This is a genomic window from Pseudomonas sp. NBRC 111133, assembly GCF_001320605.1.
GTDB classification, from domain to species: Bacteria; Pseudomonadota; Gammaproteobacteria; order Pseudomonadales; family Pseudomonadaceae; genus Aquipseudomonas; species Aquipseudomonas monteilii.
Genome location: NZ_BCBJ01000001.1, coordinates 1 through 12807 on the forward strand (window position 1 = coordinate 1; position 12807 = coordinate 12807).

The window sequence follows — 12807 nt, forward strand, 5'->3', positions numbered from 1 at the left end:
GGGAACCCGGGGCGATTCAGTGGACCTTGTCGGACGGTTCCATGTGTTCGACATCGGCGGCAACAAGATCAGGCTGATAGCTGGGGTGTCTTACAGCACGCAGCAGGTCTACATAAAGTATGTACTCAGCCACGCTGAATACGACAAAGATAAGTGGAAGGATTGAATATGAATGCTCTGGTAAAAGCTGCCGTCGACCACTGGGCCTTCGTGGCGCCTCTGCTCAGTTCGCCGAAAGACGAGGCTGCTTACGACACGCTGGTGGCTGCGCTTGACGAGCTGCAAGAGATCACCGGTTATGACGAAGGGCACCCGCTGGATGGCTTGGTGCAGTGTATGGCTAACCTGATCAGCGATTTCGATAAAAAGCACTTTCCCATCCCCGAAGCTACCGGCGTCGAAGTGCTGCGTTCCATCATGGAAGAGCACGGGGTCAGCCAACGCGACCTTCCCGAGATCGGCAGCCAGTCGACCGTCTCCCAGCTGTTGTCGGGCAAGCGCAAACTCAACGTTCGCCAGATCCGGGCGCTGGCCGACCGCTTCGGTGTGAACCCGAATGTGTTCCTTGGCTGACGTAGCGCAGTGATGAAAATGATATGTCGCCTGTACCGGCCCCTTCGCGGGCAAGCCCGCTCCCACAGGGATAGCGTGATCTCAAAGGCGACGTAGTACCTGTGGGAGCGGGCGTGCCCGCGAAGAGGCCCTCAAGATCAATCATGGCTGCTGATGCTGCTGATTCTGACTCAAATACTTGTCCACCGTAGGCTTGCCATCCGCTGGATCCCCCGCCACCTGCCACAACCGCCGTTCAATCCCCTGCGCCAGCAAATGCCCCACCGCCGCTTCAATTGCCGACAGCACGCACAGCTGCGCCGGTTCGTTGGTGGTGTAGCCCACCTCGGCTTCCAGCAGTTTCTTGAACTCGATGAACTTGAACACCCCGGCACTGCGCCCGACCGAGTAGATGGTCTTGCTGGTCATCACGTTGGCCAGCACCTGCCCGGTGCGCACGTCTACCGCTCGCAGGTTCACGGTCACCTGGTCCACCCGGTACTCGCGTGAGATGTCTATCCCCAGGTAGCGGGCGCCCTCCCCGCCGCTGCGCACGTTGGTGTCGTAGGCAATGATGCCGCCCTCCAGCATCAGGTTGGCGGCCTGCAGCGGTGGCAGCTCGCCCATGATGTTTTCCGGTACATCCGGTTTTTTCTGCGAAGCACGGATGATCTTGCGCTCGGTCAGCAGGTTCTGCAGGCCTTCACGCTCCAGCACCACGAACCAGCCGCTGGCGCTCAAGGCGTCCATCAGCATGCTGGCTGCGCCCTGGGTGACACTGGTGGAGAACGAGCTGGCCGGGGTGGGTTTGTACTGGCCGGTCTGGTCGCGGAAGCCGTACACCACGGCCATCAACCGGCCTTTGGGCCGTGGCATGTTGATCAGGTCGTAGTAGGTCGAGGCGCGTGGGGTCAGGGTCGGGGTTTCCGAGTCCTGTTCGGCCGACATGGGTTCGCGCAGGCTGCAACCACTTTGCAGGCCCAGGGCGGTGAGGATCAGCAGCGTGCTCAGCAGACGTTTCATGGTGTTCTCTCCCCAACAGAAAAGCCCTTCCCTCTCAGGGGTTCAGGCCGCTGACCTCAATGATCGAAATTTCTCCTGTGGCGCGATCGGTGACCTTGATGCTCAAGGCCCCGGAATCGTCGATGACGTCGATGAGAAACGCATCGGTCGCCATGCTGCCGGTGCTGCCGTTACTGATGTTGTCCAGCAACTGCGACAACATCCGCGACTCCAGCTGGTTGCTGAAGCGCTCCAGGGCCGTGGTGCCGGTAAAGGCCGAGGCACGGTCCTTGAGGTCGGGGTCGTCGTAGTCGTTCTGCGCCTGGGCGTTGTTCAACAGCCAAGTGCCGTTGAGCGGGTTGCCGCCAAAAGCCGGGTTGACCGGGGTGTACACCAGCTCGGTGGCCTGGACAGCACAGGCGCTGGCCAGCAGACAGGCGGCAATGCAACGTGGAATGCGGTGGTTCATAGCTCGTCCCTCTCCAAGTCGGTGGTGTCCTGTAGCAGGCGTTGCAGCTTGCGTTGAATGATCTGCTGCTTGACCAGGTCGGCGGCTGCAACGGCCTCGTCTTTGAGCTCGGTGGTGTTCGGGGGCAGGAAGCGGCGGTACATGACCTCACGTTCGAACTCCACGGTGACCAGGCTGCCCCAGCGCGCGTCCGGGCGTTCGCGTACCACCAGGTTGAAGTCCAGGCGGCTGGTGGCCCGCAGGCGGTCGGCGAAGTAGTAGTAAAAGTCGTGGCCGATGTGCGAGATGGTGTTGTCGACGATGAAGCCCTGCATCTCGTCCTCGCTTGAGGCCTTGGCCGACGTGGCCAACGCCAGCAGCATGCTCAGGCAGAGTGCGGCCAGGGTATTCATGGCGTGTCTCCCGGGCCGCTGTGGGTTTGTACGCCATCGGCACTTTCGCTGAAGGCCTGCTCGGCGACGAACTGCCAGTCGCTGTAGTGTTCCAGCCCTTCGAAACCGGTCCACTCGGCGCTGAAGCCACTGCGCTTGAACGGGGTGGCGTCCGAGCGGGTGTGCACCCCCGTGATGCGGCCGTCGATCGAGCGCAGAAGGCCCCACTCGTCGCTGTTGGTAATGGGGTCGGGGTAGAGCCTGCGAATGTGCCGCTTGGCCTGCGGAAAGCGGTTGTCCTGCAGCAGGTCGGCCAGGTCTTGCGGGTACTGGGCCAGGCCCGGCGAGGCGCGGTAGTAGCTGCGCAGGGCCTGGGCGTACTGGCTGCCCACCCACAGCAGTTGGCGTTCTCGGTCCCGCTGGGCGGCGCTGGCCCAGAGCGTGCCGGTGGCGGCCAAGGCCACGCTGCTGACTGCAATCAGCAAGAGCACGCCCAGGTAGGTGAAGCCACCGTTGGCCTTACCATTCAGCGAAGAGGCTGCCATCACGCGCCCTCCCTGTGGCACCGCTCTTGATATCGGCCACGCCGCCAGCCACGCCTTCAGGGGGTGGCACCAGCTGCCAGGCATCGCTGCGTTCGGTGATCGGGTCGACTGGGGTGTTGCGCAGGTAGCGCTGCTCTACCAACTGCTCCAGCGAATCCGGGTAATGGCCGGTGTCGCCGTAGTAGTGGTCCAGTGCCTCGCGCAGCACCGCCAGGCTCTGGCGCAGGGTGGCCTCGCGGGAGCTTTCCAGGCTGTTGAAGTAGCGCGGCATGGCGATGGTCAGCAGCGTGGCGATGATCGCCATCACCACCAGCAGCTCGATCAGGGTGAAGCCTTTGCTGCGTTTCATGGCTGTCACCATTGCTCGTAAGGGATGTTGTTGAGGCCTTTGCCGCGGGCCTTGGAGTACACGTCGAACACGTCTTCGCCTTCGCGCGGGTTGTCGGGGCTGCTGTCGTATGCGCGCAGTCCCCAAGCGCCTTCGTCCCTGTCCTTGGCCGCCACCAGCGGGTCGTGCGGGATGCGCCGCAGGAAGTAGAACTTCGCACCCTTGGCACTGCGCACGTCGCGCACGCCCTCCACCAGCACCTGGAGGTTTGGCGGGTAACCGCTGGCGTCCAGGCGCTTCTCGATGTAGCCGGCATCGAAAGCCCGCTTGTAGGCGTCGATGGCGTCGCGAATCTGGTACAGCGCGTCACGCAGTTGCTGCTCCTTGCCGCGGCGCACCACGGTTTCGGTCAGCGGCGCGGCCATGCTGGCCAGCAGCCCGAGCAGTGCCAGGGTCAGCACCACCTCGATCAGGCTGAAGCCCTGCATGCGGCGCGGCGCTTTCATGGCCGAGGGCTCCCGTTGACCGGGGCGACTGCCATCTGGCTGTCCATCACCGGCGCGTCGGTGGTCGGCGCATTGCCGGGTACGTCCATGGGTGGCAGCGGTGCCATCTGGCGTACCTGCATGGCCGACTCGGTACCGGTGGAAAACTCCATGTCCGACGGACTCTGGTACGGCAGGTTGCGCACGATGCGCGGGGTAATCGCCAGCACCAGCTCGCTTTTGCTCATGTCGTCCTTGTTGCTGCCGAACAGCCGGCCCAGGCCAGGAATATCGCCGAGCCCCGGAATCTTGTTGCCGCTGGCGTTGTGGTCGTTGCGCACAAGCCCGGCTAGCACCTGGGTTTCGCCATCGTGCAGGCGCAGGCTGGTCTGGGCGTTGCGGGTGTCGACCTGGACCGGAATGGTGCCCTGGCGGGTGGCCTCCAGCGGGGTGGCGTTACTCACTTCCAGCGCCACCTTGATCGCCACCTCGTTGTTCAGGTGCACGGTAGGCTGCACTTCAAGCTTCAAACCGACGTCCAGGTAGGTGACGCTTTCGGTGATCACCGGGCCCTGAGTGGACGGCACCGAAGTGGCGCTGATGATCGGTACCCGCTGGCCGATGTGAATACGTGCCTGCTCGCGGTTGCTGACGCGGATCACCGGGCTGGCCAGGGTGTTGATGTCCTTGTCCTGGGCGTTGATCTTGGCCTGCGGTGCTGGCGCAATGCTGATGCGGCTGGAATCGATGCCACGCAACTGGTCGAGCACGCTCACCGGCTTGCCGTCGTTGCTTAACACGCCGAAAGTGTTGGGCCATTGCAGGCCAAGGTCGAGGATGCGCGAAGTGGCCACTTCCATCACCTCCACTTCCAGCACCACCTCGGGGTTGGATTGGTCCTGCGACTGCAGCAACTTCTCGGCCATGCGCACGGCGTCCGGGGTGTCGCGCATGGTCAGAGTGTTGAGGCGCTCGTCAACGAACACGTCGCGGGTCTTGAGCATGGTCTTGACCATGTTCAGCGCGGTGTTGGCATCGATGCTGGTGAGGTAGAAGGTGCGCATGACCAGTTCCTGGTAGTCCTTGGTCTTCTGCGGCGAGTCGGGGTACACCATCACGGTGTTTTCGTTGACGATCTTCTGGCGCAGCTGGTTCTGCTCCAGCAGCAGCGCCACGGCGTCCTCGATGCGCACCTCGCGCACGAAGATGGTGGCCTTCATGTCCGGGCGCATGTCCTTGTCGAAGATGAAGTTGATGCCGGCAACCTGGGACAGCACTTCGAAGATGGTCTTCAGGTTGGCATCGCGAAACTCCAGGGTGACCGGCCGCTCCAGCTTGCTGCGCAGCTGTGGGTAGGGCTGCGCGGTGCGCGCCTGGACGTTCTCGATGTCGCTGCGCAGCGCCATGCCTTTCTGGTTCTGCGGGTCCAGGCGCAGCACTTCGCGCATGTAGCGCTCGGCACCGAACAGGTCGCCCTGGCGCAGCGCGGCCTGGCCCAGCGCAACACGCTCGTCGAGGGTGCGAATCAACTCCAGTTGGCGGATGCCTTCCTGGGCACGGCGGTTGTTCGGCTCAAGGGTCAGCACCCGCCCGTAGCCCATGCGGGCATTGGCGAAGTCATGGCGGATACGGTCGGCATCGGCCTGGGTGATCAGCGCCTCGACAGCGGCCTGACGGCTATGGGCCAAGGCGATGTTCAGCTCCGTATCGCGCGGGTTGTCGCGCAAGGCCTCTTCCAGCCGTGCGATCCCGGCTTCGTACTGGCCCTCTTTCATCAGCTGGTCACTGTCCTTGCGCACCGCACTGGAGCCGCAGCCGGCAATGGCCACGCACAGCGCCACCAGCAGGAACGGGGCAGGTTTGCACAGCTTTGACGACTTCATGGTGCACTCCCTACAGACAAAGTCTGCGACTGATGCAAAGGCAGGTAGACCAGGCTCAGCTCTTCGGCCGATACCCGATCGAGGCGGTAGGTGTCTTCGATCACGTCGCCCTGGCGCACGACGTAGAGTTTTTCACCGCTCTGCAAAAAGATTTGCAGGTCGTCGTTGGTACCCATGCGGCCGATGAACTGGAACGGAAGCTCAGGGGCGGCTGGGGCTGCGGCCACGACCGGCGCGGCGACTACAGGTTGTTCGGTGACGGTGGCCAGGGCCTGGGGTTTGGTCCATTGCTGCTTGGGGAACAGGTCTCTGGAGGCCTGTTCCGGCCCTTTCGCGGCTAAAGCCGCCCCCACAGGTTCGGCGGCGCCCACAGGCCCTGTGGGGGCAGGTTTACCCGCGAAGGCCGCGACGCCGTCGTCCTGGCCAAACCAGTGCCCCGGCGCCCAGGCCAACGCTGCACTTACGCCGAGGAAACCGGCCCAGATGACTGCACGTTGTGTGTTCATCACGACCTCGACAGGTAAAGGGTCATGCGCAGGCGGGCGTTCAGCTCGCTGTCGCCGATGCGTTTGCGTTGCAGCTCGAGGTCTTCCAGCACCAGGGTCGGCAGTTGCTTGAGCAGGCCCTTGAGGAAGCCGCGAATCTGCGGGTAGCTACACCGCACCGGCAGCACGATCTGGTAGCGCGCCAGCTGGGTCTTGGGGTCGATGTCCAGGGCATACTCGCCACGGGCCAGGCTGATGTGCTCGGCACTGGCCAGGTGGTAAAGGCGCTCGATCAGTTCGCTGGCCTGGGGCTGGCCCGGCAGCTGCTGGCGCAGGCTGTCGAGCGCCTGCTGCTCGGGTTTGACGGCGATTTTCAGCTCGCCACGCTTGATCCGCTCCACCTGTACGCTGGCATCCGCCTCGGTGGCACGCAGCTCGCGCACGTTCTGCCACTGCGGCAGCACTCCGGCGCACACCACGCCCACGGCCAGCAGGCCTACCGCCACCGCCGCCAAGCCGACCGGGCCAACGCGGCGCAGGCGCTCCTGGAGTATCAGGCTGTTCAGCTCAAGGGCGCGCATGGCCGGTCTCCCAGGTGGCGGTGAGGGTGAAGCGCACCGGGTGCTCAGGCTGCGCGGCCAACACCTCGTGGTTGAGCAGCGACACATCGCTGAGTTCGTCGCTGGCTTCCAGCCGCTGGTGGTACTGCAGCATCGCTTCCAGGTTGCGTGCCTCGGCGGCGATGCGGACCTGGCCCTTGCGTGCGTCCGGGGTCAGGCCAAGCAACGCCACGTCGTCCTGCGGCATGGCTTCGAGCATGCTGAACAACTGCTGCCATGGGCGTTGCAGTTGCTGCGACACACTGCGCATCTGCGCCAGGCGCTCGGCCTGCTCACGGCTGGCGGCCGTGCTTTGCGGGGCGGCAGTGGCCGGACGGCGGCCCAGTTGCTGCTCCAGGCTGTGCACGCTGTCTTCCAGCTCCACCTGCTCGCTTTGCAAGGTGTACTGAAGCAGTACCAGGCTTGCGACCAGGGCACTGCCCAAGGCCAGTAGCGACCAGGCCAACGGGCCGCTGCGCCGGGGTTGGAATTCCAGTTCGAGGCGGCGCATGTCAGGCCACCGCCCGCCACATGGCGCACAACGGGTCGGCTTCGCTGGCCGGCTGGCACAGCTGCACCGCCGCCAGTTGCGGCACGTCGCCCCGGCCTGGGGCATGCAGGTACACCCGGGGCAAGTGCTCGCCATACAATTCGCAGGTGCGCTCTATCAGCGCTTGCAGGGCCTGGTCACTGTCGGCGCAACCTTGCGCCAGCACTTGCTGCCAGGCGCCACCCGCAGCCAGCAGCAGCACGCTGCGGCGCGGCTCGGCCAGCACGAACAGGAAGTCACCCTGCGCCAGCTGTGACGAGCAGCGGTTGTAGGCGGCCATCAGGTACGGCTGCACCGAGCGCAGGCTCAGGCGGCTTTCCCGGCCCAGCCCCTGCAAGCGTTGCAGGAGGGCTTCGGGCAGCGCCGTGGCGATACGGGCGGCACCGGCAGGTTCGGGCGACAGCACGATGCGCCAGTCGTCCAGCGGCTGCCCGTAGAGGTTTTCGAAGCAAGCCCGGGCGTAGGCGTCCAGCTCGCGTGGGTGGCTAATGGCATCACTCCAGGGCACCAGGCAGAAGCGGCTGTAGCGGGCCGACAGCAGCACCCGCAACTGGGCGCCACGTACAGCATGCTCGGCCAGCAGCGCGGCCAGTGCGTCGACGGCAGCTTCCCAGGCTGGTTGGGCGGCGTCGCAACTGAACTCGCGGCTGCCCAGCCACTGGTGTTGGTCTTTGTGCCAGCAACCCAAGCCGACACCTTCGGCGCCGAGCACGGCACAGAAACGATCAGATGAATGTGACACGGTTGATCTCCTCAAGGGTGGTGCGGCCATCGCGGACCAGGTCCAGGGCCGAAGCGCGCAGCAGGCGCAGGCCGCGCTGGCAGGCGAGTGTCTTGATTTGCGACAGGGGGCGGCGCTCGACGATCATCTGGCGCAGATCGTCGTCCAGGTGCAGCAGTTCGGCGATGGCGCTGCGGCCGCGGTAGCCACTACCACGGCACTGGCCGCAGCCCTGCACGCGGACGAACTTCCAGCCGGCCACGCCCTCGCGGGTCAGGCCCGAGCCATACAGGGTGTCGTCATCGTGTTCGCAGGGCGTGGCGCAGTGCGGGCAGGCCAGGCGGATCAGGCGCTGGGCCAGCACCGCGTTGAGTGCGGAAACGAAGCTGTAGGGGTCGACCTGCATCTGGCTGAAGCGGCCGATCACGTCGAACACGTTGTTGGCGTGGATGGTGGTGAACACCAGGTGGCCGGTGAGTGCCGACTGCACGGCGATCTGGGCAGTGTCCGGGTCACGGATTTCACCCACCAGGATCTTGTCCGGGTCGTGGCGCAGGATCGAGCGCAGGCCACGGGCGAAGGTCAGGCCCTTCTTCTCGTTCACCGGAATCTGCAGCACGCCGGGCAGCTGGTACTCGACCGGGTCTTCGATAGTGATGATCTTGTCCACGCCGTGGTTGATCTCGCTGATCATGGCGTACAGGGTGGTGGTCTTGCCGCTGCCGGTGGGGCCGGTAACCAGGATCATGCCGTAGGGTTCGGCGGCCAGTCGGCGCAGGGCGCGCAGGGTTTCGTCGGCAAACCCCAGGGCCTGCAACTGCACGCCGCTGACCCGGTCAGACAAGTCCTGCTTGTCGAGCACCCGCAGCACGGCGTCTTCGCCAAAGATGCTGGGCATGATCGATACGCGGAAGTCGATTTGCCGGTCACCCACGGCGACCTTGAAGCGGCCGTCCTGGGGGACGCGCTTTTCACCGATGTCCAGTTCGGCCATGACCTTGATGCGCGAGATCACCTGGTCGGCAAACGCGCTGCCACTGGCCTTGCCCGCACCGTTGAGCACACCGTCGATGCGGTACTTGATGGTCAGGCCCTGGCCGGTCATGCCCAGGTGGATGTCACTGGCGTGCAGCTTGAGGGCGTCGTACAGGGTGGAGTTGACCAGCTTGACCACGCGGCTCTGGTCTTCGCTGATGCTGGCCAACGACAGGCGTTGCAGCGGGTCGCCTTCGCTGCTGGCCTCGGCGTCATGGTCGAGGGCATCGACGGCGTGGAAGCTTTCTTCGTGGCGGGCCAGGAAGGTGGCCAGCTCGGCGGCGTGGGCCAGGTAAAGTGGCGCGCCTTGCAGCACATCGTCGATCCAGGCCAGGCGGGCGGGGTCGAAGGGGTCGGCGAACACGCCCAGCAGTTGGCCGCCCTGCTCGATCAGCACGAATTCGCGTTTCAGGCACTGGGCCAGGGCCACCTTGTCGAAGCGCGGGGTACTGGCCAGCAGGCTGTGGCTGTCCAGCACTGGGTAGTGCAGGGTCAGGCCGAGGCGGCGGGTGAAGGTGTCCGGGCTGTCGCAGGCCAGGCGTTCCAGGCAATTGAGCAGGCGCTCGTCGATGGCTTGCAGGCGGGCCTGGGCCAGCAGGTCGCGGGGGTAGGCTGAGAATGGTGGTGGATTCTTCGCGGGCATGCCCGCTCCCACAGGTTCACTGCAAACCTGAAGATCACCCGAATCCTGTGGGAGCGGGCATGCCCGCGAAGAGGCCGGTGCAGGCTGTTGCAGATCCCGGGTTGCATCGAATGCTTCTGGCATGGCCTGCGACTCCGCTCAGGGGCGCGTCGCAGGCTGGCTCGGCCAGGGGTGCGGGCGCCGCTATTCCCCTGTGAGCAGTTGATCGTCGTCGGGCCTCGGGGGCTTGGCGCCATTACGGCGGCGGTCAGCCAACACCCAGCTTCCATCGTACAACTGCAGGGGGAACGATTCGTTCCTGTTCTGGCGTCGTTCGACGAACCCTTCCGCCGGGTTGTCCGTGGCCCTGCGCCGGCGCTCGATGCCCATCAGGTCGAAGATCGCACGAGCCAGTTCCACCAGCGGGAACGGCTTGAACAGGACATGGCTAACACCGAGTTCGGCGGCCCGCTCACGCACTTCGACAGTGGGGTGGGCGGTGATCAGCACGAAGTGGCACTGCCTGTTCTTGCGTACGGCCTCCAGAACCTGAAAACCCTCCATGTCGGGCAAGCGGTAATCCAGCACGATCACTTGCGGTGCCAGGCTTGCAGCCTGTTCGATACCACTGGCACCGTCGTGGGCAACATGAACTTCCAGGCCTTGCGCCTGCAGGTACGCTTGCAGGTTTTGCGCAAGGGTCTGTTCGTCATCGACTACCAATACTCTGTTCACCAAGGTCGACTCCCAAGTACTGCCCGGTTCCCCGGTCTGCGAAGTGCGCCCTTGTACAGGCTTGAGCAGGCTTCGTGCCAGGCGTGAATAGTCATGTTGCACCGCTGTAAGTCTTTGATTCTACTAAAGCGCATGCCAAATCCCGAATCGTGGCGGGCAGGCGCACCCAGCCTCTTCCCCACAAGCGGGGAAACTGATGGCACATTGCCAAACCTTAATTCCCCAGCTTTGGGGGAAACACCATCAGGGGCCTCAGTCTGCCACCTCCACGTTAGCGGCGTCGCGCAAACGTTGGCGTACCGAGCGGCGCGCATCCGCTTCTCGTGTAGCGATGAGCGCCGCCCTGGCCAAGACCAGGCCCTGCTCACGTATGACCGAAGGGTTATCACTTTGGTTCTGCGCTCCTTGCAGTCTTTCCCGATTGGCAGCATAGAAAGCCTCCACTTCAGCCTGGCTCGGCGTGTCGACTGCGCTGAGCTGGGCGTACACCTGCTGGGCCGCCATGTCTTGCCGGGTGTACTCAGTGTACTGTGCCCTATCGAAACCCGCCTGCGCCAGACGCCGCTCGAAAATTGCCGGGCTGCCGAACGCCGCTTCGACCTCGCCCACATGCGCCGACACCTGCGCGTCGCTGATGGCGATGCCTTGGCGCCGGGCTTCCTGCCACAGCAGCTCCTTGTCGATCAGCTCGTCCAGCGCTTGATCGCGCAGGCGTTTGTACAGGCCCGGGTTGCGTATGCTGGTCAGCGCGCGGCCCTGGGCGCTCAGGTATTCGCTGAAGTAACGCTCCAGGCGCGTCACGCCGATTTCCACACCATTGACCCGCGCCGCAGGCACATCGGCCCAGCTCGCCTTGGCCAGCACCAACAGCAGGCACAGCAACACAATACGCATGGCAGCCTCCGCTCAAGGGGTATCCGGCACCGGCCGGTACGGGGTAACCGAGGTAAAACGCGGCCCTGGTAGCGCCACGGCCACCACATGGGCGCCCGCCATTCCCTGGCGGCGGCCTGGGCCAAAGCCCAAGGCCGGGGTCAGGCCAGTGGCCACATCGTGCAGGCCTTCCAACGCGGCAATCAGTTGCTCGCGACTGGCGTCACGGCCTATCTGCTTCAGCGCTTCGCTCAGCAACCGTAGCGCGCACAGGGTGTTAACCTGCAACGATGCCTGGCGCGGGTCGAGGCCCTGGCGCTGCTGCAGGCCGGCCAAGGTCGCCAGCCCCTGCTCGGTCCAGTCTTCCGGCACATAGGGATAGGCCAGGAACACCCGTTGCGACCATTGCTTGGGCAAGTGCACCACCGCACCGGCCACCTGGCTGGAGGCGGCGAACAGGTAGGGCTGACGGCCTGCCGCCTGCAACGCGTCGGCCAATTCGACAAAGGCCTGGGCTCGGCCAAGGAAGACGATGCCCTGCCCGTCCACGGCCTGGCCATCGAAGGCCTGGATGGCGGGCGCCCAGCCTTGCTGCTGCAGGCGCTCGCGAACCTGTTCAGCCAATGCGGCCTGCTCATTGCCGGCATACACCACACGTAGCTCGCCCGGGGCCAGGCCCAGCGCAGCACGGGCATAAGCGGCCAGGCTAAGCAATTGCACGGGCAGGCCGGGCAGCGGGTCGAAGATCTGTGGGCTGCCGCCGCTACGTGGCGTGCTGCCGATCAGGGGCACATTCTGTGGCGCCAGCAAGGTTGCCAGGCGTTGGTCAAGCATGGGTGCCAAGGGTGAGATCAAAGCGAACACGCGCGCCTGCTCCAGCAACCGCTGCAAGGCTTGCTCGGCGCTGGCAGGGTCGAAGCCCGGATCAAGCACGACCAGCTCCAGGCGCCGCCCGTGTATGCCACCTTGCTGATTGAGTTGTAGCACGCCGTCTTCCAGCACCGCACGTACCACCTGCCCCGCTTCGGCCAGCGGGCCGTTCGCGGGTAACAAGGTACCCAGGCGCAGCACGCCCTCCTCTACACCGGGGTCGCGTTCCTCGGCCAGGCGCTTGAGGTAGGCGGTAAGGTTACGCTGGTCGGCCAAGGTCAGCTCGAAGCGTGGCATAGCCGGGTCCAGGCGGTTGCCGGCCGGGTCCACGCCATGCTGAATGGCCCGGGCCAGGCTGCTGTCGGTATAAGCCGGGTAGCTGCGGCCGTTGGCCTCGCGCGCGCCTTGGCCAAGTACCAGACGTTGCCAGTCGAGGCTGGGCGGGCGTACGCCACCTTCCGCGCGACCACGGCCGTCGTTGCCGTGGCAGCTTGCGCAGGGCAGCACACTGGCGGGCACCGCCATGTCGCTGGCCCCAACCCGGGCTTGCAGTTGGGCGTCACTGCTGGAGACGCCCTCGCGGTAGAGGCGTTTGCCGGCTAGCTCGTGGTCGGTCAGGTCCAGCGCAGAGGCCGAAGTAGCGCATGCCAAGCCAACAAGCAAAACCGCCCAGGTGTTCATG

General features: G+C 64.9%; 17 protein-coding genes. 2 read left to right on the forward strand and 15 right to left on the reverse strand.

All coding sequences use genetic code 11. The annotated features are described in order from the left end of the window. Together APH36_RS30375 and APH36_RS00005 are read left to right on the forward strand one after the other, a co-directional pair. The coding region (locus tag APH36_RS30375; RefSeq protein WP_177337064.1) for a type II toxin-antitoxin system HigB family toxin at positions 1-166 on the forward strand (166 nt) is incomplete at its 5' end. Between the two features lie 2 nt (positions 167-168). Next, positions 169-573, forward strand: coding sequence for a type II toxin-antitoxin system HigA family antitoxin (locus APH36_RS00005; RefSeq protein ID WP_060496915.1), 405 nt, complete (start codon positions 169-171; stop codon positions 571-573). A gap of 141 nt (positions 574-714) precedes the next feature. Here the strand turns inward: APH36_RS00005 and APH36_RS00010 are convergent, their stop codons facing one another. The 15 genes from APH36_RS00010 to APH36_RS00080 all read right to left on the reverse strand — a co-directional run bounded on the left by APH36_RS00010 (position 715) and on the right by APH36_RS00080 (position 12806). After that, positions 715-1575 (reverse strand): CsgG/HfaB family protein, encoded by an 861-nt coding sequence (locus tag APH36_RS00010; RefSeq protein WP_060496916.1) that lies wholly within the window; start codon positions 1573-1575, stop codon positions 715-717. A gap of 34 nt (positions 1576-1609) precedes the next feature. Continuing rightward, positions 1610-2023 (reverse strand): curli assembly protein CsgF, encoded by a 414-nt coding sequence (locus APH36_RS00015; protein WP_060496917.1) that lies wholly within the window; start codon positions 2021-2023, stop codon positions 1610-1612. Beyond that, positions 2020-2415: a curli production assembly/transport protein CsgE gene (csgE, locus tag APH36_RS00020; RefSeq protein WP_060496918.1), complete on the reverse strand. Its 396-nt coding sequence runs from the start codon at positions 2413-2415 to the stop codon at positions 2020-2022. Before csgE ends, APH36_RS00015 begins: the two co-directional genes overlap by 4 nt. Further along, entirely contained in the window at positions 2412-2939 is a 528-nt protein-coding gene (locus APH36_RS00025; RefSeq protein ID WP_060496919.1) for a type II secretion system protein, read from the reverse strand. The genes csgE and APH36_RS00025 overlap by 4 nt, the downstream gene beginning before the upstream one ends. Beyond that, positions 2914-3288: a type II secretion system protein gene (locus APH36_RS00030; protein ID WP_016713967.1), complete on the reverse strand. Its 375-nt coding sequence runs from the start codon at positions 3286-3288 to the stop codon at positions 2914-2916. The genes APH36_RS00025 and APH36_RS00030 overlap by 26 nt, the downstream gene beginning before the upstream one ends. A 5-nt stretch (positions 3289-3293) precedes the next feature. Further along, the gene (locus tag APH36_RS00035; RefSeq protein ID WP_060496920.1) at positions 3294-3773 is read right to left on the reverse strand and encodes a type II secretion system protein; all 480 of its coding nucleotides are present in this window, start codon (positions 3771-3773) and stop codon (positions 3294-3296) included. After that, a complete protein-coding gene (locus APH36_RS00040; RefSeq protein WP_060496921.1) occupies positions 3770-5635 on the reverse strand; it encodes a secretin N-terminal domain-containing protein in 1866 nt (621 codons plus the stop codon). The genes APH36_RS00035 and APH36_RS00040 overlap by 4 nt, the downstream gene beginning before the upstream one ends. Continuing rightward, complete coding sequence (locus tag APH36_RS00045; protein WP_060496922.1) at positions 5632-6141, reverse strand: hypothetical protein; 510 nt, start codon at positions 6139-6141, stop codon at positions 5632-5634. Before APH36_RS00045 ends, APH36_RS00040 begins: the two co-directional genes overlap by 4 nt. Continuing rightward, positions 6141-6701 carry a GspMb/PilO family protein gene (locus APH36_RS00050; RefSeq protein ID WP_060496923.1) on the reverse strand — a complete coding sequence of 187 codons (561 nt, stop codon included), beginning with the start codon at positions 6699-6701 and terminating at the stop codon, positions 6141-6143. Before APH36_RS00050 ends, APH36_RS00045 begins: the two co-directional genes overlap by 1 nt. Beyond that, positions 6688-7230, reverse strand: coding sequence for a hypothetical protein (locus APH36_RS00055; protein WP_060496924.1), 543 nt, complete (start codon positions 7228-7230; stop codon positions 6688-6690). The genes APH36_RS00050 and APH36_RS00055 overlap by 14 nt, the downstream gene beginning before the upstream one ends. Position 7231: 1 nt before the next feature. After that, positions 7232-8011, reverse strand: coding sequence for a hypothetical protein (locus APH36_RS00060; RefSeq protein ID WP_060496925.1), 780 nt, complete (start codon positions 8009-8011; stop codon positions 7232-7234). After that, complete coding sequence (locus APH36_RS00065; protein ID WP_060496926.1) at positions 7995-9668, reverse strand: GspE/PulE family protein; 1674 nt, start codon at positions 9666-9668, stop codon at positions 7995-7997. Before APH36_RS00065 ends, APH36_RS00060 begins: the two co-directional genes overlap by 17 nt. Before the next feature lie 183 nt (positions 9669-9851). Continuing rightward, positions 9852-10385, reverse strand: a complete 534-nt coding sequence (locus APH36_RS00070; protein WP_060497129.1) for a response regulator — start codon at positions 10383-10385, stop codon at positions 9852-9854. 249 nt (positions 10386-10634) lie between these two features. Beyond that, on the reverse strand, positions 10635-11276 hold the full coding sequence (locus APH36_RS00075) for a SurA N-terminal domain-containing protein (RefSeq protein ID WP_060496927.1): 642 nt from the start codon (positions 11274-11276) through the stop codon (positions 10635-10637). A 12-nt stretch (positions 11277-11288) separates the two neighbouring features. After that, positions 11289-12806, reverse strand: coding sequence for an ABC transporter substrate-binding protein (locus APH36_RS00080; protein WP_256219057.1), 1518 nt, complete (start codon positions 12804-12806; stop codon positions 11289-11291). Between the last annotated feature and the right edge of the window lies 1 nt (position 12807).

Bases quoted from the DNA above. Each gene is read 5' to 3' on its own strand.
- APH36_RS00005 (WP_060496915.1), top strand. From the start codon at position 169: ATGAATGCTCTGGTAAAAGCTGCCGTCGACCACTGGGCCTTCGTGGCG.
- APH36_RS00010 (WP_060496916.1), bottom strand. From the start codon at position 1,575: ATGAAACGTCTGCTGAGCACGCTGCTGATCCTCACCGCCCTGGGCCTG.
- APH36_RS00015 (WP_060496917.1), bottom strand. From the start codon at position 2,023: ATGAACCACCGCATTCCACGTTGCATTGCCGCCTGTCTGCTGGCCAGC.
- csgE (WP_060496918.1), bottom strand. From the start codon at position 2,415: ATGAATACCCTGGCCGCACTCTGCCTGAGCATGCTGCTGGCGTTGGCC.
- APH36_RS00025 (WP_060496919.1), bottom strand. From the start codon at position 2,939: ATGGCAGCCTCTTCGCTGAATGGTAAGGCCAACGGTGGCTTCACCTAC.
- APH36_RS00030 (WP_016713967.1), bottom strand. From the start codon at position 3,288: ATGAAACGCAGCAAAGGCTTCACCCTGATCGAGCTGCTGGTGGTGATG.
- APH36_RS00035 (WP_060496920.1), bottom strand. From the start codon at position 3,773: ATGAAAGCGCCGCGCCGCATGCAGGGCTTCAGCCTGATCGAGGTGGTG.
- APH36_RS00040 (WP_060496921.1), bottom strand. From the start codon at position 5,635: ATGAAGTCGTCAAAGCTGTGCAAACCTGCCCCGTTCCTGCTGGTGGCG.
- APH36_RS00045 (WP_060496922.1), bottom strand. From the start codon at position 6,141: ATGAACACACAACGTGCAGTCATCTGGGCCGGTTTCCTCGGCGTAAGT.
- APH36_RS00050 (WP_060496923.1), bottom strand. From the start codon at position 6,701: ATGCGCGCCCTTGAGCTGAACAGCCTGATACTCCAGGAGCGCCTGCGC.
- APH36_RS00055 (WP_060496924.1), bottom strand. From the start codon at position 7,230: ATGCGCCGCCTCGAACTGGAATTCCAACCCCGGCGCAGCGGCCCGTTG.
- APH36_RS00065 (WP_060496926.1), bottom strand. From the start codon at position 9,668: ATGCCCGCGAAGAATCCACCACCATTCTCAGCCTACCCCCGCGACCTG.
- APH36_RS00075 (WP_060496927.1), bottom strand. From the start codon at position 11,276: ATGCGTATTGTGTTGCTGTGCCTGCTGTTGGTGCTGGCCAAGGCGAGC.
- APH36_RS00080 (WP_256219057.1), bottom strand. From the start codon at position 12,806: ATGAACACCTGGGCGGTTTTGCTTGTTGGCTTGGCATGCGCTACTTCG.